Source organism: Dyella sp. 01N36, assembly GCF_056399745.1.
Map to the genome: position 1 here is coordinate 129,161 of NZ_JBFTRY010000001.1, position 21,390 is coordinate 150,550.

At 59.9% G+C, this 21,390-nt stretch carries 22 protein-coding genes; 3 read left to right on the plus strand and 19 right to left on the minus strand.

Annotated features, from left to right (window positions below; all coding sequences use genetic code 11):
* The first annotated feature begins 14 nt into the window (after positions 1 to 14).
* Complete coding sequence (locus AC1DMG_RS00540; RefSeq protein WP_477180065.1) at positions 15 to 1,094, plus strand: site-specific integrase; 1,080 nt, start codon at positions 15 to 17, stop codon at positions 1,092 to 1,094.
* Positions 1,095 to 1,385: 291 nt separating this feature from the next.
* On the opposite strand, the gene AC1DMG_RS00545 is transcribed toward AC1DMG_RS00540, so the two are convergent.
* The 19 genes from AC1DMG_RS00545 to AC1DMG_RS00635 all read right to left on the minus strand — a co-directional run bounded on the left by AC1DMG_RS00545 (position 1,386) and on the right by AC1DMG_RS00635 (position 18,952).
* Positions 1,386 to 1,604, minus strand: coding sequence for a hypothetical protein (locus AC1DMG_RS00545; protein ID WP_477180066.1), 219 nt, complete (start codon positions 1,602 to 1,604; stop codon positions 1,386 to 1,388).
* Between the two features lie 49 nt (positions 1,605 to 1,653).
* Positions 1,654 to 2,052 carry a hypothetical protein gene (locus AC1DMG_RS00550; protein WP_477180067.1) on the minus strand — a complete coding sequence of 133 codons (399 nt, stop codon included), beginning with the start codon at positions 2,050 to 2,052 and terminating at the stop codon, positions 1,654 to 1,656.
* Positions 2,049 to 3,476, minus strand: a complete 1,428-nt coding sequence (locus AC1DMG_RS00555) for a ThiF family adenylyltransferase (protein WP_477180068.1) — start codon at positions 3,474 to 3,476, stop codon at positions 2,049 to 2,051. The genes AC1DMG_RS00550 and AC1DMG_RS00555 overlap by 4 nt, the downstream gene beginning before the upstream one ends.
* The gene (locus AC1DMG_RS00560; RefSeq protein ID WP_477180069.1) at positions 3,473 to 3,964 is read right to left on the minus strand and encodes a hypothetical protein; all 492 of its coding nucleotides are present in this window, start codon (positions 3,962 to 3,964) and stop codon (positions 3,473 to 3,475) included. The genes AC1DMG_RS00555 and AC1DMG_RS00560 overlap by 4 nt, the downstream gene beginning before the upstream one ends.
* A complete protein-coding gene (locus AC1DMG_RS00565; protein ID WP_477180070.1) occupies positions 3,945 to 4,403 on the minus strand; it encodes a DUF7665 family protein in 459 nt (152 codons plus the stop codon). Before AC1DMG_RS00565 ends, AC1DMG_RS00560 begins: the two co-directional genes overlap by 20 nt.
* Before the next feature lie 12 nt (positions 4,404 to 4,415).
* A complete protein-coding gene (locus tag AC1DMG_RS00570; RefSeq protein ID WP_477180071.1) occupies positions 4,416 to 4,925 on the minus strand; it encodes a hypothetical protein in 510 nt (169 codons plus the stop codon).
* A 173-nt stretch (positions 4,926 to 5,098) separates the two neighbouring features.
* Positions 5,099 to 6,160, minus strand: a complete 1,062-nt coding sequence (locus AC1DMG_RS00575; RefSeq protein WP_477180072.1) for a 3'-5' exonuclease — start codon at positions 6,158 to 6,160, stop codon at positions 5,099 to 5,101.
* Positions 6,161 to 6,294: 134 nt separating this feature from the next.
* Positions 6,295 to 7,134 carry a UvrD-helicase domain-containing protein gene (locus tag AC1DMG_RS00580; protein WP_477180073.1) on the minus strand — a complete coding sequence of 280 codons (840 nt, stop codon included), beginning with the start codon at positions 7,132 to 7,134 and terminating at the stop codon, positions 6,295 to 6,297.
* 12 nt (positions 7,135 to 7,146) lie between these two features.
* Positions 7,147 to 7,767 (minus strand): hypothetical protein, encoded by a 621-nt coding sequence (locus AC1DMG_RS00585; RefSeq protein ID WP_477180074.1) that lies wholly within the window; start codon positions 7,765 to 7,767, stop codon positions 7,147 to 7,149.
* Positions 7,764 to 8,465: an RNA polymerase sigma factor gene (locus tag AC1DMG_RS00590; protein ID WP_477180075.1), complete on the minus strand. Its 702-nt coding sequence runs from the start codon at positions 8,463 to 8,465 to the stop codon at positions 7,764 to 7,766. Before AC1DMG_RS00590 ends, AC1DMG_RS00585 begins: the two co-directional genes overlap by 4 nt.
* A gap of 478 nt (positions 8,466 to 8,943) precedes the next feature.
* A complete protein-coding gene (locus AC1DMG_RS00595; protein WP_477180076.1) occupies positions 8,944 to 9,660 on the minus strand; it encodes an AbiV family abortive infection protein in 717 nt (238 codons plus the stop codon).
* Positions 9,661 to 9,730: 70 nt separating this feature from the next.
* On the minus strand, positions 9,731 to 10,501 hold the full coding sequence (locus tag AC1DMG_RS00600) for a hypothetical protein (RefSeq protein WP_477180077.1): 771 nt from the start codon (positions 10,499 to 10,501) through the stop codon (positions 9,731 to 9,733).
* 869 nt (positions 10,502 to 11,370) lie between these two features.
* Positions 11,371 to 12,381, minus strand: coding sequence for a DMT family transporter (locus tag AC1DMG_RS00605; RefSeq protein ID WP_477180078.1), 1,011 nt, complete (start codon positions 12,379 to 12,381; stop codon positions 11,371 to 11,373).
* A 25-nt stretch (positions 12,382 to 12,406) separates the two neighbouring features.
* Positions 12,407 to 13,138, minus strand: coding sequence for a Dps family protein (locus AC1DMG_RS00610; RefSeq protein WP_477180079.1), 732 nt, complete (start codon positions 13,136 to 13,138; stop codon positions 12,407 to 12,409).
* Positions 13,135 to 14,310, minus strand: a complete 1,176-nt coding sequence (locus tag AC1DMG_RS00615; protein ID WP_477180080.1) for an L-dopachrome tautomerase-related protein — start codon at positions 14,308 to 14,310, stop codon at positions 13,135 to 13,137. Before AC1DMG_RS00615 ends, AC1DMG_RS00610 begins: the two co-directional genes overlap by 4 nt.
* 15 nt (positions 14,311 to 14,325) lie before the next feature.
* On the minus strand, positions 14,326 to 14,760 hold the full coding sequence (locus tag AC1DMG_RS00620) for a GlcG/HbpS family heme-binding protein (protein ID WP_477180081.1): 435 nt from the start codon (positions 14,758 to 14,760) through the stop codon (positions 14,326 to 14,328).
* A gap of 23 nt (positions 14,761 to 14,783) precedes the next feature.
* Entirely contained in the window at positions 14,784 to 16,376 is a 1,593-nt protein-coding gene (mdlC, locus tag AC1DMG_RS00625; protein ID WP_477180082.1) for a benzoylformate decarboxylase, read from the minus strand.
* Positions 16,377 to 16,406: 30 nt separating this feature from the next.
* On the minus strand, positions 16,407 to 17,813 hold the full coding sequence (locus AC1DMG_RS00630) for an NAD-dependent succinate-semialdehyde dehydrogenase (RefSeq protein WP_477180083.1): 1,407 nt from the start codon (positions 17,811 to 17,813) through the stop codon (positions 16,407 to 16,409).
* 47 nt (positions 17,814 to 17,860) lie between these two features.
* Complete coding sequence (locus tag AC1DMG_RS00635) at positions 17,861 to 18,952, minus strand: enolase C-terminal domain-like protein (RefSeq protein WP_477180084.1); 1,092 nt, start codon at positions 18,950 to 18,952, stop codon at positions 17,861 to 17,863.
* A gap of 304 nt (positions 18,953 to 19,256) precedes the next feature.
* Between AC1DMG_RS00635 and AC1DMG_RS00640 the strand changes: the two genes are divergently transcribed.
* On the plus strand, positions 19,257 to 20,270 hold the full coding sequence (locus AC1DMG_RS00640) for a zinc-binding alcohol dehydrogenase family protein (RefSeq protein WP_477180085.1): 1,014 nt from the start codon (positions 19,257 to 19,259) through the stop codon (positions 20,268 to 20,270).
* A gap of 17 nt (positions 20,271 to 20,287) precedes the next feature.
* A complete protein-coding gene (locus AC1DMG_RS00645) occupies positions 20,288 to 21,373 on the plus strand; it encodes an SMP-30/gluconolactonase/LRE family protein (RefSeq protein ID WP_477180086.1) in 1,086 nt (361 codons plus the stop codon).
* The last annotated feature ends 17 nt before the right edge of the window (positions 21,374 to 21,390 follow it).

The following is a 21,390-nucleotide window of genomic DNA, read 5'->3' on the forward strand; positions in this document are numbered from 1 at the left end:
ATACACTACATATTATGGACCATAAATCAACGTTACCGAGCCTTGCCACACCTGCGGCCGGCCTGGTGTTGCCGGAACAACTGGCCCAGCAGGCGGCCGACGCCGTGCGCGAATTGCTGGCCGAAGCGGCGGCGGCCAACACCACCCGCAGTTACGCCGCGGCCCTGCGCTACTGGGCCGGCTGGCATCAGGCGCGGTTTGGAATAGAGCTCACGTTGCCGGTGAGCGAGGCCGCGGTGATTCAGTTCCTGGTCGACCACATCCAGCGCAAAAGCAAAGGCGGCCTGGTCAGCGAGCTGCCACCGGCGATCGACCAGGCGCTGGTCGCGGCGGGCCTCAAGGCCAGCGTGGGACCGCTCAAACTCGCCACCGTGACCCAGCGCGTCGCCGTGTTGTCGACGGCGCACAAGCTCAAGCGGCTGACGAACCCGTGCGAGCTGGCCAGCGTGCGCACGCTGCTGAGCCGCGCCCGGCGCGCCGCGGTGAAACGCGGCGAGCGGCCGACCAAGAAGACGGCGATCACGCGCCCGGAGCTGGAGGCCATGCTGGCCACCTGCGACGACTCGCTGGAAGGTCTCCGCGATCGCGCCCTGCTCTGCTTTGGCTTCGCCAGTGGCGGGCGCCGGCGCAGCGAGATCGCCGCGGCCGATTTGCGCGATCTGCGCAAGACGGGCGAAGACAGCTACATCTACCGGCTTGAGTTTTCGAAGACCCAACAGGCTGGGGTCAAGGTGGATTCGACGCCCGACAAGCCAATCTTGGGGCGGAGCGCTCAGGCGCTGTCGGCGTGGCTGGAGGCGGCGGGTATTCGTGAGGGGGCGATCTTTCGACGGATCTGGAAGAATCGCGTCGGCCCTGCCCTGTTGCCGGGCTCCGTGGCAACGATCGTCAAGCGGCGCGCCTCAATGGCCGGGCTGGAGGGGAACTTTGGGGCGCACAGTCTCCGGTCGGGATTTGTCACCGAGGCCGGCAAGCAAGGGGTGCCGTTGCCCGCGGTGATGGCCATGACGGAGCATCGGTCCGTGGCGAGCGTGATCGGATATTTTCAATCTGGCGCTGCGGAAGACAATCCAGCAGCTCGCCTATTGAAGTGAGGATCACCATTTTTCTGCTTTTGTCGCGAATGCTGCAGCGCTGACACTCATTCTGATAAGTCTGGACGACACTGTAGTTCGTTGGCGATACGTTGATCCCACTGGATTCCGGCATCCTCGCGCTCTTGAGTCGAGCCGGCGCCCGAACGCCGGCCGGTCGGAGCGGGAGCGATCAGTCGCTCTCGCTACACGCTCTTCTAGGTGCGTGTTCGTCACGTGCATACTGCAGGATGCGATCCTGTCCTGCTCAAGCAAGCTATCTTGACGCACCGCCATCGCTAGTGGGCGTCGCTACGCCGGCCTGACCTCCACAGCGTCATTGATGCCTTCGACATGGAGCATATAGCGGCCACCTTCCTGGACGATCTTTGCCCGTGGCATGTACGCGTAGTGGTAGTGGTACTTGTACTCGGCCTGCCGCCATTTTCGACCACCATAGAATTCGAAAATGGTGTCTCGATTCTTGAATCCCTTGAAGCTGCCTTTCAGCTGACCTTCGGCGATAACCATGCTTCCTCCATCGGATACTTGTTGACCTTCCTGGCGACGGCCGCGCGAATCAATGGATGAATCGGGCGAGCAATTTCGCCAATGTGCTCATGAGTGAGATGTCTTTTCCTTCCGGATCGAACTCGAGAAGAAGCTTCCAGATGCCGATCGCGGTACACACCAGAAGAACCGCCACCCCTGCCCACTGCAAAGGGTCGATCACCCGGATCCATACCATCTGATTGACCAAGTTCGAGAACTCAGTTGCCATCGAGCCGACCATCTCTGCGTTGTGCGCAGCCGTCCATTTCAGCAGCACAATCGGGATCACGGCATAGAGAAGCGTAAAGCTCACCGCACCGGTCACGATTGCTCCAACAGGGCCAAAACGCGAGGCGATGTAGGCAGAGTCATCCACCAACGATCCCAGCGAACTACGTCCGCGCCTGCGATACCTTCTTTTACTCATGACGTCACCTCCGTGTCGAGAGTGGCGTCGGCGGTGAAGGCCGCCCGACGAATCTGCATGCCAGCTAGGACATAGGGCGTGGGCAGTCCCTGATACGTAGAGGGTTGAGAGCCAGTCCGATAGCCCAAGTCCTTCATCTGTAGATCCAGTGTTGCGTGGATGCACCCCCCGTGCAGCGGTCGCACGACTTCGGCAAGGACTAGCGCCGATGTCAGCGCGCCCACAAACGGCGTTGCCACGGCACGCGAGGCCAACTGGGTCATTCCGCACAGGTTATCGTGCTCAAGCGCAAGACTCTTATAGGCGTCGTTCAGCTCGATAGTCCCCTGTATGTCGGACTGAGGGGGCCATAGTTCCGTCGCTCGCTTGGGGCTGGGAAAGGTGTGCACGCGGATGTTGCGGAAGTCGCGGTAGCCACTGCCCAAGCCTGCCTCCACGACCTTCGCAAACCCAGCCGAGTCGATATCCCGACGGGCCGCGGTGTTATCGACACCGAACAAGGCCGTCGTGGGCTCGTTGGTGAGCACTTGATGGAGTGGACCGAAGCGGCGCTCGACCATGTCGATGGCGAACCCAGCTGCCTCCAGCCGCTGAGCAACCGCCCGAACCTTGCGCGTGCGCAGGTCGGGCTCGCTCAGCAGTAAACATGTGCTGAGGTTGGATTTAGCTGCACTGTCGAAGTCTTGGAGCACCAGATGAGGTCGCTCTCCTGCCGGATAAGGCAGCATTCCCAAGGTCCATGCATAGGCCTGGCCGAGGTGCCCTAGCCCCACGAGCCACAGCGACTTGGGCAGATAGCGCAAAGCAGGTCCGCGATGTGCGTCGGCCTGCCAGTCCTCGACGGCCAGGGGATGCCACAGCGACATACCGACGCATCGATGGCCGGCCTCAAGGAGATCACCACGCACGTGCAGGAACGCTTCGCTTACGCCTATTGCCGCGGCGACCACGCCGGACAGAGGGTTGTCCTCGACACAAGGCAGACCAGTATCGTTGGCCGCTGGCGAGATGGCGGCGCACCAACTGTCCCAGCTCAGCTGGATGCAGAACGGTGTCGCTGCGAGCTGACCTGCGGCCCGTCCGATCACGAGGGTCGGAAGGTCCGACGCGGGGCGCTCCATCACTGCACCACCTATGGCTTCGGTCACCGCTCGCACACTTCGCCCTTCATGCAGCGGCACGCTGAGTACCTGGTCCAGGTCACCCGACACCAACACGCCACCCAGAAAGGCACGCACGGCGGTGTTCAGCGCCGTCAGAAAGCAGGCTTGCCCTGCGAGCGTATCTGCCCAGCCGGTGCCCAGATGGATGTGCAAGCGATAGCGCGAGAACAAATCCAGCGCTGCCTCAGGCGTAGCGACCTCGCCGGCATCCAAGGCGAGCTTGGCCAGGCGATGCATGGATTCTGCATTCCACTGAGTCATGAGTTACCTCGTTCTCGGATAAGTCGGATGCGTTGCGCAACATCGGAACCGAAGTGGCTGGACCACCGGTGGCTCCCCTGGTAGACATACAGGCCGACACCCTGAAAGCCTCGGCCGTCTCGGGCAAAGTTCGGCACGATGAGGGCGATGTGGCCTCTCAGGGCGATCATCGGATTCTCACGGTCCGAGCGGCTCTGGCCAGCGCCGAATCGGTGTGTGTGGACATCGGCGACGACGCTTAGTGCTTCTTGACCGCACAACTCCCATAGCTTGGCGAAGCTGGCCGCGGTGAGGGACACGTAGTCGTCGTGCAGGGCATCGGCCTGAAGCTGCTCATAAGGCAGGAACGCAGCGACTGTGCGCGTGGCCTCGGTCTTGCGCCCAAGAAGGAAGGCCCCACTCTCACGAACGCCGCCACCTTGGTGACGCAGATGCTCGAGTAGCTCCTCCCATAGGCCCTGGCGGACCTCAAGCAGCGGCGCAGACATAGTCGCGACTCTGCAGAAGTTCATGGACCACCTCCAGGTAATGGCAAATGCCTTTGGCCGGATTCCAGATAAGCTGGGGGTACTGCGTCACCCAGCCGTCGTGCCCGACGAAGCTCTCGCGGTCACAAGGGATATATAGCGCGTCCCCGTCCTTCCAGCCTGGCTTGAACGCCAGTTGAATCCGCTCGCCACCTTGAGGCCATTTGTCGAATGCCAGGCGAGTGTTGGTCGTCGAATCCCAGAACGTGCCCGTTGGAGATGAGGCGGGGAATCCGCTGCAGTTCAACCGCAGCGTGTACTGGCGCCCATCACGTGCCTTGACACGGACAAGCAGGTACGGCCATTGCAGTTCTTCAAACTGCCAGCGGTTTCGGTCCTCCCCTGCCAGGAAACGCGCCGACGCAAGGTCGGCACGCAGTGCTTGCTCATCAGGTGCCATGCGCCCCCCCGCTCAGCCGTTGATGCGGTGCGCAGGCACCATGTCGAACGTTACGGAGCATTGCGGGCATCGGGCCAGGGTGCCGATGTGGACATCCATATCCGGCTGCTCGGTCGTCCCGGCCACCTGCAGGACGTGCTCGGCGATGTCTCCGGGGTCCATGCCCAGCTTGCGGCCCGCCCAGCTACGGACTCGGCCAACCGTGGTGGCGGGGCGGAACTTACGGTGGACGGTTTCGCTGCCGAAACGCACATGCACTTCCACCTGCTTGCAACGGTGCAGATGAACGCGAATGCCATGCTCCTTCTTCAGTTCCCTGACGTAGATGACTTGGGGACGGTCCGTCTGCTCTTCATCCTCTTGGTCATCTTCGACCGAGAGCGAAATCTCGGACACGTCGATGCCGGCCGGGAGAAGTTCCAGAGCAGCGCGCTTGAGGTCGTGGAGAGTGGCCTCGTCGCCGACTTCAACGAGCTTGACGTCGGAGAGGTATTCGGACTGGACGTAGACACGAATGATCATTTCTGAGCTCCTTACTTGGCGAGCTGCGCGTTATGCGCTGCTCATGACAGGTAAGTCGTCAGTCGGTGCAAAAATCGGAACGATCTGCTTGTGTGGCAGCGAAGGGGCGCGGGGAACACCTGAGTTTATGGATAATCCGTGCTCGGCACGGCGCGACAAGTTACTGGCCAGTGTCAGGCTGGGCAATACATGAAGTGCCTGCACTTCGGACACGCCCACGGAGCGGGCCGAGCCTGAAAGTCCCCCGCCATCAGCCCCTTTGCGATCGGAACAAGAATAAAGTCGTCCGGCAATCTTCCGTACGGAGCCACGGATTCGGTTGCTCGACTACTCAACGAGTAGAGGCTGCCCACGAACGAGTATTGTCTGTACGTTTCGCTGAGGTACTTCAATACCCATCTCAGGGCGGTACGTTGGGTCGACACCTTCCCAGGTGGGTTTGTTCGGACGAACTCAATCGTAATGGTTGAACCCGACTTGCTGATGCGATGCGGCGATACGACAAGAGGAAGCCCGGCGCAGGTCACCTGAAAGGGTCGCGCCATCGCTGCACGCGGCACGCCTAGCCAGCTACGCCCTGACTCCAGCAATTGATCACCGTAGGCCCTGAGGTACGGTAGCGAGTCCCTAAGTTCGAGCCCGAACGAAGCGAGCACTCCCTTGACTTCCATAGATGGCATATCGGGATCGGACCCATAGGGTACGAATAGCTCTCTCGTGACGGCTTGCTCGACGAGAGCGGCTGGATGTAAGCCGGCCGTAGGACTGAGGCCTCGCACCACGTCGTAGTAGTAGCGACGTGGGCAGGCACGGTACGTGAGAAAGCTGCCGAATTCGAAGACGCTGGCAGACGGCTGCTGAGTCACGCCAGACAGCGGCGGCGCCTTCGGCAGAACGACACTGCCCTTTTCCCGATCAAGGAGATGGGCGGCTTGCAGTACAGCGGTGACACATTCCGCGTCGTATCGAGCCTGGGTCTCATAGAGTATGAGGTGTTTTTTGGCTCGTGAAAGTGCGACATAGAGCTTGTTGGACGCCTCGGTTTCGGCTTCGAAATTATCTTTGGGAACCAGTGAGCGCAGGAGAGAGCTAGGTATCAGGTCCGAATCCCCAAAAACTCGAAAATGCCGCGCGTCAACGTCCACCAGATGGACGGCCTCAAACTCCAGGCCTTTGCTCTGGTGAATGGTCATTACGGCCACGGCATCCAGACCGCCGGCTTCGGGCGGCGGCATGCGCAACTCGCGGTCGTCGCCCACCCGTAAGCGACGTCGCAGGCGCGTGATAAAGGTCCCGACGGTTTGATACGTGCGGCTCCCGTCCGGAGCACGCAGGTAGTAAATAAACTGCCACAGCGCCAATCGGCGGGTTACGTCGAGGATACCCAGATCTCATGGGCGTTTTCTACCCCTGCCAACTGAAGTCGCTCAACCAGTTCGCGGGCCGCCCGGTTCGAGAAGGTAAGCAGAAGCAACTCGCTCGGCTTGGCTCCCTGTGACAGTAGGTGCTGTACACGCATGAGCAGCGTAGCCGTCTTACCGGTTCCGGGTCCGGCGACCACAAGCGAGGTCTTTGCCTGTGACGTCGCTGCCTTGGTTTGCTCGTCGGTTGGAGTAATCACTTCCCATGCCGTCTCAGCGAGAGGGCCATGATCCGGCAGTAGAAGCCCATCAAGGAGTTGCTGGCGAACCAGCTCCAACGGCAAGCAAAGAGACTGCTGGATCCGATGTGCGGTCCATCCCGCCAGGAACAGGGCTCTGGCGAGCTCGCGCGGTAGCAAGAGTTCTCGGGCGAAGATGTTGGCCTGTAACTCCGCACGTTCGCGGGCTCCGTACGCCTCAACCTTTTGGGAGCCGAAAGTGTCGGCATCGTCTGGCTTCAAGGTTGAATCGATCACCCTATGGCAACTGTCATGCTCCTCAGGGTGGAGTTTCCAATGACCAAATTCATGAGCAATTAGGAATGAACGCTCCTCACACTGCACATCGTTGCGGACAATGATCTGCCGGAACTTTCGCAAAAGGATTGCGTCGGCACCTCCAAGTGCTGCATCAGTTGGATGCGCAAGCGAGATCTCGAAATCCTCCGCATCCTCATGCGCGATCATTTCGACGATCTGCGTCGAGACAAGGGCGGTTGACGACATCTCCCCAAACAGCGTGGTTCGCAGCTGTCTCGCGGCATCTCGAGCTCGATAGAAAGGGGTCAAGAGCTATCCGCCTCAGTCTTGAAGACTTAGTAGTCGCTTCTTCTCTTCTTCTGAGACTGGGAGAGCGCGAACGGCGCTCTCCCAGGTTTCCATTGCCTGATCGCTCGGCTTGTCAGCGGACTTGTAACTTCTCGCACCGCCCAGTCTTGGGCTGAGCGTCTGGCTAAGCGCCTCGATTGTGAGACTGAGATGCTCTGCCAATTTATCGAGAACGATAAGAGGCACATTTGTCAGGCGCTTGGTCAGGACCTTCTGCAAGAGCAAGGTTGACTCTCCAAGCGCGGCGGCCCTAGCTGCTCGCCGAAGGCTTCCCCCCGCCAAACCCTCTATAGCGGCCGACACGAAATCGACGCTTGGCTTCGAGTTGGCTTCACGATCGGTTTCGTGCAGCAGGTTAAGCACGAAGCTTTGCATACGACTGACAGATTCCTCGGACACATGGTCGGCCATTCTTGCTGGCTCGGGTGAAGCCACATAAGACGACCAAAGTGACGCGAACTCCATGATGTCTTCCCGATATTCGGGATGAGCATGGCAGGCACGGAGCACCATGGTGGCGGAAGGTTTGTCAGCCGAGTAGAAGAGCTCGTCCAGCACTTCCTCAAGTGACATCCTATGGGTGTGCGTAGTCATGGGGTGAACTCCTTGCGAATCTTGCCTAGCGCAGCATTCTTGTAGTTGTTGACCGCCCTCGGAGTAACACCGAGAGCTGCCGCGATGTCCTTGACCGGCATTTCCTCGACATAAAGCATTACGTAGGTCGAAAGTTCTTGCTTGGTCAGAATCGCCTGCAAGCGCATAGCAATTTGTGCATGTTCCTGTTGTGTTGCCAAAGTGTCTTCGGGGTTCGGGCCCGRATCCGACCAGGAGTCGGGAACGTCTTCCGGCGGTTGGTCCAGTGCATCCAGGCTGTCCTGACATTTACGCTTCTTGGCCAGAAGCGTTCTCTGGAAATCCAGGGCGCGGCGACTAAACAGCTGGCCAAAGTACTTTTCGGCATGCGCAGCGTCTTTGGGCTGGCTAACTAGGCGTTCCCAAACGAATTGGGAAATCTCCTCTGCGGCCTGGTCCAGGTTGTCGATGTTTCCTGGGTAGATACCGCTTCGAACAGCAAATCCCTTGGACAAACCGAGAAGGCGCCTGGAAAGAGCGGCCGAGAGCTGTCCGGCACGCATGCGATCGCCGCTCTCTTTTGCACGGCGGAACAAGCGAAACACTTGTTCGTTCGGTATGTACTCCTCGTCGCGCTCCCAGTTAGTGAGAGCCAGCCGCGCATGCAGCGCGGCGGTCGACAGGGCTTCCAGTGTTGAGTCAGGCGCTGGTGTATCCATTGTCCGATCTACTCATCGTGGCAAACGTCTCCGTCCAAGAACAGGAACGGCCTTCCTTGGCTAAGTCGTCACGACTCCATCAGATCGGAAAAGCCCTTGCCTCCCACCAGCATCGATATCATAGGCCCATGCAGGGGGCGGTTACACAACTCACCGGCGAACAGGCTAGAGCTGTCGGCATCCAATTGATAAGGTGGGATTTTTGTCGGCACGAGTCTCGTTGATGGCAGTCCGAGAACCCCCTCCCCCTGCGTAACACAGGCCAATCGCGCTGTCTCAGATCGACTCTCGTGTGGACGGGCGCTCGAGAGTGGGCCCTGACCGGGGTTCGAGCGACGCTGCGACCTGGGGCACAGGATCCATCGATTACGGAGCTGCCTCCATCAGCAGGCCACCCAGAATGATATCCATGGTGCTCTGTCGTGATTAGTGATCCGCTTTGTGTCTGCGGCAGAACTGGGCCAAAAGCACTTCCGCGTCAGCGGTTGTCCTTCTCGACCCCTCCCTTCATGCCGTGGGCCATACCCTTGATCCTTTGAATCATTTCGTCGGCCAATTCGGAAAACGACTGACCTCCGTCGAACTTCAGACTGGGAAGGTCCAGCGTTTCAACCATCAACCCAGCTTCTTTGGCCGCAGAAGCCCAATCTTCAGACCATCGATATAGCAAGTTAATCTTTGTTTGGCTCAGCCCAAGGAATGTGTCATTCAGAGCCCTCACCTTCTGAAACATCTCCTCGGAAACTCGATGAAGAGGAGAGGTGAACTCTTTCCGAAGATCGACATACAGCGCGCCATTCTTGTCATTGTTTGACTCTTCGTGAAACGCGTCTTGGAGCTCTTTGAACGCTTGCCGAGAGCCCTTCAGGTCACCCGATTTGCGCGCATCATCTTCAGCTGCCGTGGCCGGAAGAGAGAAGGCATTTATGCGATTCTTCCGCTCGTGCCTGCTAAAAGCTCTTTGAAGAGCCGGAACTTCAATGTCGTGCCCTAGGAGGGTCGCTGTCACCGCAGCGCCAAGTACTTCGATCTTTGCGCACTCCTCCAGAGATATCTGGTGCAAGAAGAGTGCGCGTGCCCAGCACCCTTCGTCTGCAAGAAGGGTTGCCTCGCCGTAAAGGGCTTTGGCGTTTTCGAATACCTCATTGGCACCGTGCGACAGAAATCCAACAAGTTGGAGCGTCTCGCCGTCCATAAGGACCTCCATCATCTAGTCGATGTAACGCAGTAAGCGTGCCTGCCTTTCTCGCAGGGCGCAGGAGTTATCAGAAGACGATGGCAGCCGCTCTTGCCGCGCGAATTTCGGGAAGGCGTCCTTGTCGCTCATGTTTGTAGTCGAAGCTCTCGTCGAGCAATCCCATGAAATGAGACTTCGCAAAATACCAGCCGATGGTAGAGCCGTCGCTCTCGACGAACCAATCGGCGGGTACGTACGGTGGGACTGAGTGAAAGAGGAACACGAGCGATGCGGCAAAGACTCTAGCCAAGACGTTGTTGAGTCGCAAAATATCCGCAACGCTCTCGTAACCCGCGGTGTGCCCAGCATCTGTTCGTCCAATGCGCTCGTCAATCTGAGAGCGAGTAAGATGGACGTAATTCGATGTTGCACCGTAAAGACGCCCCGTCTCTTCCTGGATGGATGCGCGTGATTGCTCAGGAATGAGATGAAGCTCGATGTCCTTCTTAATTGAAATACTCGAGGAATCGAGCACCCTTTCGAAGGAATCAAGCTTGCTTTGGATGTTGCTCCTGTAGTCCTGTTGCTGCACGTAGCATAGCTTTATGTGCGCCTCCAAAATAAAGCGAGCTTCGCGCAATGCCACATTCTGTATGCCTTGCTGGGCAAGCAAAGGGATGGCTAACGCGGACTCAATGAAGTCCTGTGCCAGATAGGAAAGCAAGTGGTTGTCGTGATATGTCGGATCTCGCCATGTGTCGCCCGTGGCAAACCGTAGAGCGCGCAGATAGTCAGCACAGATTTGAAGTGTCTCATCGAGCGCTGCCCTGTGTGGTTCGGTGAGCTGCCAGTTGGTCATATGAACACGATGCTAGGGCGATGACGATGTGCACTGCACAGTAGTTGCAACTATACCGTCCGGCGGCGAATTGCGCTTTAGATTACTTTGCGCACAAACGCAGGCTATCAGCCTCGATGCGCGGCCACTTGAACGTCCGCTCTTCTTTGGCCAAAGAGATCTCCTCCCCCTACCCGCGATAACTTGACCTAATCGAGGCGAATTGACGCCGGCAGAAGGCTGACTGCGCCCCGCCCTTGCAATTGTCCGCGCCCCCTATGGGTCGATAGCGGACCAATGCTAGCTCGTTATCCCACGCCGACGGGTTGATCGGAACAGCGGGCAGATTTGGCGACACAGACAACGGCGTGAGCCGGACTCTGCATTCGATGGACGACTACGGCCAGCCGAATGCAGAGCGGCCGGCGCCGCAGGAAGGCCAGTTCGCAGGCTCGACAGGGCCATGGTTATCTTCAGGCATGGACACAAGTCGACTTTGCCGCGATGCTCAGAACGCACCTCGCAGTTTGGACTCCTGGCATGGATAAGGACGCTGACTGGTATGTGCCGCCCAACCTGGTACCAACCTGGCTTACCGATGCGGCTGGAAATTTGCTACTGCTTTCACAGTCAGAGTGGGGGCGCAGGGACCTCGCGCAGTAGTCGGCACCGATGAGAAAACTGCCCACCTTGCGGCGAGTTGCGGCCGTCTAATCCCGCACGACTAAAACGATCAGATGGCCTAAGATTTGGTTTTGGCCTTTGCGTGCCTCATGGCCCGCTCACACAGGCTAGCCGCGATAGCCAGCCCTAATCACACCGCATTGAGCTCGGCGGCTAAGAATTGATGGAGAGGCCTGGGCTGTGACTCAAAAGGACGATATGTCGCCTCATCGATCATCTCCGCAATTTCTCCCGGATTCCTGCGAATGACTCGGCGGAGCGCCGCGTTTGAACACAAGGGATAGCGTTGCATCAGGAATGAGTGAGAGGGCCAGCGCGCAGACAAGGAAGATGCCAGCGATGATCTCCTGAAGCGACAAGCTCTCTCGAAGCAGTAGCACCGATGCAGCCATGCCGGCCGCGATCGCACCGTAGGATGTGAGTGCCACGACGAGCGCCACATTGAGTGCCTTGAGGGCAATGCCCTGGAGAAGCTGGCCAACAAGCGAAAGGCACAGGACCAGCTCGACGTCGAACCAGATGATCGTGGCCAAGTCGCGATGCCGGATCGGAATCAGGACTGCATCGAACTGCCCAACAGCTAACCCGATGACGGCGAGCATCACCCCGCCAATCGCCCCAAACACTCCCACTACGAACAGCGGGGGTAACCTCGCATCGAGTTTGCGGATCCCAAGGGTCAGCAGCGCCCAAGTGAAGATGAAGGCTGCGATCATGGCATCACCCTGCATAGAAGATCCGCTTCCAGATCTTGATCCGGTGAGGATGCCCGCCCCTGCCATGCCGACTGCGATGGCGAGGATACGCAAGCTGGAAAGGCGTTCTCGCAACACGAGGGCAGCAAGTACGGCCGCCAGTGGCGGGAACATGCTCATGAGAAGTACCGCATGAGCGGCGCTTGTCTGGCTCGCGCCCAAGGCGGAAAGCGCGTTGGTGCCCGGACCATAAGCCGCACCGCAGAAGATGAGCAAGACGATCTGAGTTGCGGAAAGTCTGGGGAATGGCCGCGGGCACGTGATTGCCGCGAGGCCAAGGAACAAGGGAATCGACCAAAATCCCCGAGCAACGAAGAGAGCCGTGGCGTCGAAATGGCCGCTCGGCGCAAACAGCAATTTGGAGGCGACAGCGTTGAGGCCGAAGAAAACAGCCGAGAGCAGCGCAGCGAGGACCGCGCCAAATCGCGACCGAGGTCTCGTGTTCGCCGCGATATTCGGCATAAGACCGTCTCCGTTCATAGCTAAATCAGCTGGCGGGCCACTCAGTGATCTCTGGGAGAACCCACGCGCGGCGTTCCATTTCGTGGATCCACGTCTCTAGGAGGCCGACTGTCTTGCTGTCGCCACGCTTCTCGCAGGTTGCATGGAGGTTTCTCATCGCACCGATAAGTTGTTGGTTGTTCTCTCGAAGCTCACCCAGTGCCTCAATGGTAAGCGCCGAGCCGGCGTCTTGGTCGGTTGTGCGCGTGAGCTGAGCGACATGCCTGATGAAGCGGAGCGTCATCCCACCGAGATGGCAGCAACGCTCCGCGATGGCATCGGTCATGTCGAAGAGGCTCTTGGTCTGCTCCCCGAGCATAAGCTGATAGTCACCGAAGTGGGGAGCCATCGCGTGCTTGAGGAAGTTTTTGGATTTCACGTGGAGGGCAAAAACACCCGCCAACATTATGATCAGCGACGCACATAAATCGTTCGACGTCTTTCCATCTGAGCATGATGACGAGTGCTCTACGACGCCGGCCCCTGTCCTCCCGTCACACATAAGCTCCTCCGTCATCCGCGCCTTCAGAGGCGCGGCCACTTCTACGGTCAGCCCAAGCACGCGCACCAGCGGTTGCCGTGGTAACGCCGCCCCGTCGGCCGGATCGCATCTTGTAACGACGGAGACGAACGCGGCATTCGCGTAGCCGTCTCGCACCGATTTTGCGGATGCGAAGTCGATCGCCTGGGATGTATCCAGACGATCGCTACGCTTCACTTCAGCAGGACGGGGCCGGCATCGATCCTCACTCGGAAGAGCGTATAAGGCTYCACGCGCTCGTCTTTACCCTCATGGAACTGAGCCTGACGGTGGAGCTGGTTGGCCGTGAAGTAGAGGTAACCATCGGGACCCACCGACATCGTGTCCGGCCAGAGAATACGCGGGTCATGGGCGATCGTTTTCCACTCCCCATTCGTCTGGCGCTGACGGATGCTGTTGCGCTCATAGTCGCCAGCATAGATTCGCCCTTTATCGTCCGCCTCGAGGCCATCCGATGCTCCCTTCTCGCCTAGATCGACGACGGCCGCGCCCAATGTCTGCGCGCTAGCCTCACGATCAAGCAGCACTTTCGTCGGAATCGCATAAAGATGTCGGCTCGACAATGGGCAGTAGTAGAGCGTGGCACCATCGGCCGAGATCGCGATGCCGTCGGAGCCGACCGCGAAGGGCTGCGGTGCCTTGCCTGCTTCCCTCACGGCCAAGCGCTCGCCCTCGACGACGGGCACGAAGGAGGGATCCGGCATGGTCGAGGGATGGCCGCTCAGCCGCCGCCAGGCTTCACCGGTCGCAAGATCGACCACAATGATTGCGCCCGGGCCAGTGACCGAGGAGTCGGTGATGTAAGCGACGCCTTCCTTACCCTGGCGCAGATCGAACCGCACATCATTCACGTAGGTTGATTTGAGCACTACGCTCGCGGGCAACACTATCGTCTTTACAACCTGATTGGTCGTGAGATCGACGGCCATGAGTTTGGCGCCACCTTGCTTGGGTTCGGCGAAGCCCGGGGCGGCCGTATCGAGGATCCAGAGCCGATCCCTTGGATCGATCACCACGCTCTGAACACTGATGAGTGTCGTACCTGGGTGCTTCGGATCATAGGCATTGATTGCTGCGTTAGGAAACGGCACCGCTTTACCGTCACGGATCTCCGCAACCGTAAACGGAACATCATCGCCCCAGCGCGGGTAGTTGATGAAGATGCGCCCCTTCGCTGACACCGCGACACCGGTTGGCATGGCGTCGGAGAAGTGCGCAACGGGCTCGATCTGGCCGATCGCACGCTCGGCAGGGAGTGCGTTATTGCTCATAGAGCCTCCGATGGTCTGAGTTGAGACGCTGATACAAACCAAGGCTGCAAGCGCCAATACCGGAACGAAAGTCTTCATAGGCACCTCCTACGTTTATTTTGCGCCCAGTGCTTTAAGCAGCGCGGCTCGACCAGCCTCGGCGACGTCGAGGTCCTGCTCTGTAGTGCCGGAGCCGACGCCGATCGCACCAAGCACCACACCGTCGACGGTGATAGGCAAGCCGCCACCAAGATTGGTGATGTCGCCTTGGCTCGCTGTGGCAAGGTTGACGCCGAACTCAAACGGTATCGGGCCCGTGGCGATACCAAGCGAGGCGGCAGTTTGCGCCTTAGCGATCGATGGCTTCATTGCAAGCACGGCCGCACCCTCCACCCGACCGTAAGCCAGCACGTTGCCGCCGGCGTCAACCACGGCGATACATTCGGGTGCATTGATCTCGCGAGACCGAGCAACGGCAGCCGCGAGAGCGACGGCAGCACCTGCATAGGTGAGCTGACGATGATTCTGGACGAAGGGTTGCTGGCTCATGAGTTCAAATCCTCACTGATAGGTTACAAGAGCGGCGGCACAGTCGGGTCCACGAGGACCTCGATTAAGTGTGGTCCTGGGGTAGCGATTCCGCGCTGAAGGGCGTTGTCCAGCGTGGAGAGTTCGGTCACGCGTTCGGCTGGGCAACCGTAACCAGCCGCCAAGGAAACGAAGTCGAGGCCCGGCAGGTCCAGCCCAGGAACGCCAGGCGTATGGAGCTGATTCGCGAAAGCCTTGAGAATGTTGTAGGCACCGTTGCGCGGGATGATGAAAAGGATGTCGAGCTTGTGCTGTACTGCGGTCCAGAGCGCCTGGATGACGTAGTTGGCCGCACCGTCGCCCACGATGTCGATCACCTTGCGGTCCGTCCCCTCGTCGCGCTCGGCGAGCGCCACGCCGACCGCCGCCGGCAGGCCATAACCCAGTACACCGCTGGACATGGAGAAGAACGAACGCGCTTGGCTTGTCGGCAACCGCTGCCGCAGTGCCTTAAGCGACGACATGGACTCCTGGACGATGATGCTGTCGTCTGGTCGCACCTGGTCGATGGCGTAGTAAAGCCGATCGGGCGTGATGATCGACTGATCGGACGGAGCGGCCAGTCGAGGCCGCGGGGTCGGCGCCGGTCGCTTCGGCTCGCTGACAAGGTCCGCAAGCACCGCACAGGCGCGAGCGGGGTCAGCGAGGATGCTCTCACCTACCGGCGCGCGCCCTGCCTCATTCGGATCGTCGGTAATATGGAAGAGCCGGGAGCCCGTCGGGATGTAATTGCCTTCGACATAGGGGTAATAGCGGAAGACGGGCGCGCCAATGACGACAATAACGTCGTGTCCTGCAAGGTGATCGCACAGTGGCCCGATCGCCCCTGGCAAACTTCCTTGGAACGCTGGATGGGTCTCAGGAAAACCCGGCCGCCCTTCCCCAGGCGCCGCCCAAACCTTGCAGCGCAGTCGCTCGGCCAGCCGCACGCCATCTTCCCAGCCGTCGCTCTGATCAACCGCGCCACCCATGACGAGCACGGGCGACTTAGCATCATTGAGGGCGTCGACCAGATTCGCGAGGAAACTCGGATCGGCGCCGAGCCGGCGGCCGATCGAGCGGATCTCAGGCATGATCGCGGGCTTGTCGACGTCGTCCATAGGGATCGACAAAAAGACCGGGCCGGCTGGTGGCTGCACCGCCATGGCGTAGGCCCGCATCAGCGCGCCGGGCACGTCCTCGGGGCGCGACGGTTCATAGGCCCATTTGACAAACGGCTTCGGCAGCTCGGTCGGTTGCGTGTTTGTCAGATACGGCTCAAGCAGCAGCATTTGGCGCGTCTGCTGGCCCGCCGTAATGATGAGCGGCGCGCGGTTGTACCAGGCGCTCTCGATGTTCCCCATCGCATTGCCCATGCCTGCGGCCGTGTGCAGGTTAACCAGAGCCGCACGTCCCGTTCGCTGCGAGTAACCGTCCGCCATCGCGACAGCAGGCGCTTCCTGGAGCGCCAGTACGTATCGGAAGTCTGGCGGAAAATCTTTGAGGAGCGTTTCCTCGGTCGAGCCGGGGTTGCCAAAGATCGTGGTCAGCCCTAGTTCGCGGGCGACATCGAAGAACGCTTCGCGTACCGTCGTCATTTTGCTCTCCAATTCAAGAGGAAACCTGGATCAGCCCGCCGCCGAGACGCCAGGAGGCGGTGCGCCGACTGGAGAGACGGCGATCAGCTTGCGATTCACAAACTCGCCGAAGCCGAGTTCCGACAGCTCGCGGCCGTAGCCCGAGTTCTTGATGCCGCCAAAGGGCAACTCGGGCGCGGTCCAGGTCGGATGATTCACGAAGGCCATGCCACTCTCGATCTGTTCGGCGACGCGGCGACCGCGGTCGAGATCTGCAGTGAAAACGGAGCCGCCGAGGCCGAACGGAGTGCCGTTGGCGAGCTCGATGGCCTCGGCCTCCGACTCGACGACATAGAACGAGATGACGGGACCGAATAGCTCCTGCACGTAAATCGGGTTCGACTTGTCGATGTCCGCCAGGATAGTTGCCTCGACATAGAAACCAGGTCGGGCCACGCGGCCACCGCCCACTACGACACGCGCGCCATGCGCCTTGGCGATCTCGATCTGGCCAAGCAAACCTTTCATCGCGCCCTCAGACGAGACGGGGCCAAGCGTGGTATCGGGATCAGTCGGGTCGCCAGCGCGCAAGGCACTCATCCTCTCAGCGAGACCGTCGAGGAACAGCTTGCCTCGATCGTGGCCGACCACCACCACGCGCTTGGCAGCGACGCAACTTTGACCTGTGTTGTTCATTCGGCCCCAGATGGCGTTGTCGAGCGTGGGCTGGATCGGAGCATCCTCCAGCACGATCAACGCATCGCTGCCGCCGAGCTCCATCACGGATTTTTTGAGGTTGCGACCTGCGCGTTCCGCCACGGCCGCGCCGGCTCGTTCGCTGCCGGTGACCGTCGCGCCACGCACGCGACGATCATCGAGCAGCCGTCCGATCTGATCCGTGCTCGCGAAGATGTTGGTGTAAGCCCCCTTTGGCGCACCGACATCATCAAATAGGGACGCAAACGCGGCAGCGCATTGCGGCACACTGCTGGCATGCTTAATGATCACGGTGTTGCCCACCATTAGCTGCGGACCGGCCACGCGTGCGAGCTGGTAATAAGGAAAGTTCCAAGGCTCAACACCAAGGATGACGCCGATCGGCTTGGTCGCTACGACCGAGCCCGGCGACTCCGGGATCGGCTGCGGGGTCAAATAGCGCTCGGCGCGCTCAGCGTAGTAGTCAAGAATGTCGGCCGACAGCGCGACCTCACCACGAGCCTCTGCGATTAGCTTGCCCATCTCAAGCGTGACCAGCGTAGCGAAGTGCTCCGCGTTCGCACGTAACTTGGCCGCAGCCGCCGAGACGATCTTTGCGCGCTCGGCAATTGCCCGATGCCGCCAGTCTGTCTCGTAACAGATGTGGGCGGTGGTCAGTGCCGTCTCGAGGTCAGTATCGGAAATTTGCGGAAAAGTTTTCACTACCTCGCCGTTCGATGGGTTGATCGATTCATAGGCCATGGCTACTTTCTCCAGAGTTCGCTTAAGTGGTGATGGCATCGCGAGGTTTAGATCTCGACGCGATACTTCGCGACGGCAGCTTCGTTCCATGCGATGCCGACTCCGGGCTGTGTCGACGGGCTAAGTTGTCCGCCAACAGGAATCATCGGCTCAGCCAAGATGGGGCTTGCCCAGTCCACCCATTCGAGCCAGTGAGCCGTCGGAGTGACGCGCATCAGATGTGCGGATATCTCCGGATAGAGATGACTGGAAAACTGAACTCCGGCGGCGCCGGCAATGCTTGCGGCACGCAGCCAGCCCGACACCCCACCAATACGCATGAGATCGGCCATGGCGTAGTGCACGCCGCCGGCAGCAAGGAAGGTGAAAAGATCGCGTGGTCCGTAGTAGTTCTCGCCCATCTGAAGCGGTGTGCGAACTTTATTGGCAAGTTGCGCGTAGCCATGAACGTTGTCGTAGGCGATGGGTTCCTCGAACCAGTAAAGACCCATGTCATCAAGTTCGTGGCAACGACGGATAGCGTCGCCCAGGCCCAGTGCTTGATTGAAATCGACCATCAGATCGATGGCGTCGCCAATGCCGTCCCGTACGGCCCTGATCGCGGCGATGTCATCGACGACATGTTCGTTGCCAAGCCTTAGCTTCATGGCGCGGAAGCCGCCTTCTTCGGCCAAAGTGCGCGCCTCGGCGGCCAGAGTGGACACCTCATGCCGCCATAACCCGTTGCTGTTGTAAGCCCGCAAAGGTCCGATCGTTCCGCCGAGAAGCACCGCAAGCGGCACGCCCGCGGCCTTAGCAAGCGCATCCCATGCGGCCATGTCTATCGCTGATGTGGCAATCATTGAAATGCCGGTCACACCAACCACATTGAGCGCCTTGAGGTCGCCCTGAAACATATCGAAAGGAGCTACCGCGCGGCCCTTGAGGGCGGCACCCAAGTCCTCCAGTTCCCGCACAATGGCTGGAACAGCCGCTGCGCGGTAAGGCGCAATGTAACTATGGCCCACGATCCCGCCGCTGGTTTCTAGGTCAACAAGTACCAGTGGCCACTGATCGAAACGGCCGATTCCCGCAATCACCGGGCGTCGCAGCGGCACATGAACCGCGCGGGCGCGGATGGATTTCACCAGGTTGTCCATGCTTCCCTCTCCGAACTGTAGGGTCGTACGAGGGACCTTAAGTACAGTCACTGGTGAAGTCGCGTAGCAAGTTGTGAATTCGCGTGGAAGACAATCCAGCGTGATCTGTCCGTGAACGACACTCATCAAATGCGGTGCGCGCTTCTATTCGCCACACAAGTTTTCACAAGACTTCACTTTGGTGGTCGGAGGTTGATGCGCATACTGCGACCACCGACCTTCGGTCGCGCGCGGGATATGCAGAGCCTGCGTAGTCGACACAAACGCACCTGCCAATCGCAAGCACAGCCACCGGAGAGCAGTGATGAAGGCTATCGGTTATAGAAAGTCTCTGAAGATCTCAGATCCTGAAAGCCTGATCGACGTCCAATTGCCGATGCCCGAACCCGCACCGCACGACCTTGTCGTCGAGGTGCGGGCGATTTCGGTGAATCCCGCGGACGTCAAAGTGCGCGCCAGCATCGACCCCAACGGCGAACTCAAGGTGCTGGGCTGGGATGCAGCTGGCGTGGTGCATGCCGTCGGTTCCGCAGTCACTCTGTTCAAGCCGGGCGACGAGGTGTTCTACGCCGGCTCGTTCGACCGCCAGGGAGCGAATGCGCAGTTCCATGCTGTCGACGAGCGCATCGTCGGCCGAAAGCCCCGTTCGCTCGATTACGCAAACGCGGTGGCATTGCCGCTCACCTCGCTGACTGCATGGGAGCTGCTGTTCGATCGCTTTCGCGTCGACTATGGCAAGGGCGGCGAACGAGGCTCGCTGCTGATCATTGGTGGTGCCGGCGGCGTTGGCTCGATCGCCACCCAGTTAGCCCGCCGCCTGACTAACTTGACCGTGATTGCCTCGGCTTCAAGGCCGGATACGCGAGACTGGGTTGAAAGCATGGGCGCGCACCACGTCATCGACCACACCAAGCCGCTGGTGGATCAGGTTCGTGCCATCGCGCCAGAGGGAGTGACCTATGTGATGGGCCTCACTCACACCGAACAACATTTCGACGAGATCGTGGAGTTGCTGGCGCCTGAAGGGCATCTTGGCCTGATCGACGACCCCGCCACCCCGCCGAACATCAATAAGCTTAAGATGAAGAGCCTGGCGCTGCACTGGGAGCTGATGTTTACCCGCTCGCGTTTCCAGACGCCGTCGATGGCGCGCCAGGGCCACATTCTCAATGAGGTCGCTGACCTGGTCGACGCGGACGTCTTGCGCAGCACGATCAAAGAGAATTACGGCCCAATCAATGCAGGCAACCTCAAGCGCGCGCACGCCTTGATCGAAAGCTCGCGCTCGATCGGCAAGGTCGTGCTATCGGGCTTCTAGGTCTAACGGAGGCAGTTATGCGCACCGCTTCCATGTTGCTATTTTCGGCCGCTATCATGACTTCACCCACCGGTTCTGCTTCATCGCCAAAGCTCATCGTCGCGGCCGAAACCCGGACGATGGTCTGGAATGCCGTGGTAGTTGATAGCGGCCGCGTGTTCGTTGCCGGACCACGATGGAGCGGCTCAAACGGTCCTGCGGTCGCCCAACTCGACCAGCATGGGGTCCCTCAGCCTTACCCCGACGCGGACTGGAATGCGTGGCGACCGGGCGATGATCCGCGCGACGTCTTCGTCAACGTCAACGCATTGCATCGCGATCACAGCGGCGGGCTATGGGTGGTCGATACAGGCACGCCTGCATTTGGCGGCGAACCCTTGCCAGAGGCAGCCAAGGTCGTGCGTATCGACCTTAAGTCGGGTCGCGTGACCCGGGTGATTCGATTTGGCCCGACGGCGATTGGCAGCGGCAGTTACGTCGACGACATCCGGTTTCACGGCAACCAAGCCTATCTGACGGATGCCGGGCGCCCAGGGTTGATTGTCCTCAATCTGAAGACAGGTGACGCACGCCGCGTATTGGATGGCCATCCATCCACCACGGCCGGTGGCCGGGACATCATTCTGGACGGCGACGTGCTCAAGGCACCGAACGGCCAGCCCTTGAAGGTGAACACCGATCCGCTGGAAGTATCGCCCGATGGACACTGGCTATATTTCGGCCCCCTGGAGGGGCCGTGGTCGCGTCTCGAGACGCGTTTTCTCGACGACCCCGCTGTTTCGCCCAAGGACATCGCGAGCAAGGTTGAGCCATGGGCCGACCTGCCGCCGATGGGTGGCTCGGTCATGGACGCCAATGGAGACCTCTATTTCAGCGACCTGGCGGAGAACGCGCTAAAGAAACGACGCGCCGCCGACGGTGTCATCATCACGATCATTCAAGACCCTAGGCTGCATTGGGTCGATGCGCCCTTTATCGACGAGCACAGGGTCATCTGGCTGCCCGTGCCGCAGATCGATAGAGCGGCCATGTTTCATGGCGGCAAGTCGCGCATCGCGCAACCGATCCAGCTGCTCAAGATGTCGCTCGACGAACCTGGCTAAGTCAATGCCCGTATCGC

Excerpts from the sequence above, each read along its gene's own strand:
- AC1DMG_RS00575 (WP_477180072.1), bottom strand. The coding sequence starts at position 6,160 with ATGCCGCCGCCCGAAGCCGGCGGTCTGGATGCCGTGGCCGTAATGACC.
- AC1DMG_RS00630 (WP_477180083.1), bottom strand. The coding sequence starts at position 17,813 with ATGGCCTATGAATCGATCAACCCATCGAACGGCGAGGTAGTGAAAACT.
- AC1DMG_RS00540 (WP_477180065.1), top strand. The coding sequence starts at position 15 with ATGGACCATAAATCAACGTTACCGAGCCTTGCCACACCTGCGGCCGGC.
- AC1DMG_RS00620 (WP_477180081.1), bottom strand. The coding sequence starts at position 14,760 with ATGAGCCAGCAACCCTTCGTCCAGAATCATCGTCAGCTCACCTATGCA.
- AC1DMG_RS00565 (WP_477180070.1), bottom strand. The coding sequence starts at position 4,403 with ATGGCACCTGATGAGCAAGCACTGCGTGCCGACCTTGCGTCGGCGCGT.
- AC1DMG_RS00605 (WP_477180078.1), bottom strand. The coding sequence starts at position 12,381 with ATGCCGAATATCGCGGCGAACACGAGACCTCGGTCGCGATTTGGCGCG.
- mdlC (WP_477180082.1), bottom strand. The coding sequence starts at position 16,376 with ATGACGACGGTACGCGAAGCGTTCTTCGATGTCGCCCGCGAACTAGGG.
- AC1DMG_RS00585 (WP_477180074.1), bottom strand. The coding sequence starts at position 7,767 with ATGACTACGCACACCCATAGGATGTCACTTGAGGAAGTGCTGGACGAG.
- AC1DMG_RS00595 (WP_477180076.1), bottom strand. The coding sequence starts at position 9,660 with ATGGACGGCGAGACGCTCCAACTTGTTGGATTTCTGTCGCACGGTGCC.
- AC1DMG_RS00545 (WP_477180066.1), bottom strand. The coding sequence starts at position 1,604 with ATGGTTATCGCCGAAGGTCAGCTGAAAGGCAGCTTCAAGGGATTCAAG.
- AC1DMG_RS00570 (WP_477180071.1), bottom strand. The coding sequence starts at position 4,925 with ATGATCATTCGTGTCTACGTCCAGTCCGAATACCTCTCCGACGTCAAG.
- AC1DMG_RS00560 (WP_477180069.1), bottom strand. The coding sequence starts at position 3,964 with ATGTCTGCGCCGCTGCTTGAGGTCCGCCAGGGCCTATGGGAGGAGCTA.
- AC1DMG_RS00550 (WP_477180067.1), bottom strand. The coding sequence starts at position 2,052 with ATGAGTAAAAGAAGGTATCGCAGGCGCGGACGTAGTTCGCTGGGATCG.
- AC1DMG_RS00555 (WP_477180068.1), bottom strand. The coding sequence starts at position 3,476 with ATGACTCAGTGGAATGCAGAATCCATGCATCGCCTGGCCAAGCTCGCC.
- AC1DMG_RS00635 (WP_477180084.1), bottom strand. The coding sequence starts at position 18,952 with ATGGACAACCTGGTGAAATCCATCCGCGCCCGCGCGGTTCATGTGCCG.
- AC1DMG_RS00640 (WP_477180085.1), top strand. The coding sequence starts at position 19,257 with ATGAAGGCTATCGGTTATAGAAAGTCTCTGAAGATCTCAGATCCTGAA.
- AC1DMG_RS00645 (WP_477180086.1), top strand. The coding sequence starts at position 20,288 with ATGCGCACCGCTTCCATGTTGCTATTTTCGGCCGCTATCATGACTTCA.
- AC1DMG_RS00600 (WP_477180077.1), bottom strand. The coding sequence starts at position 10,501 with ATGACCAACTGGCAGCTCACCGAACCACACAGGGCAGCGCTCGATGAG.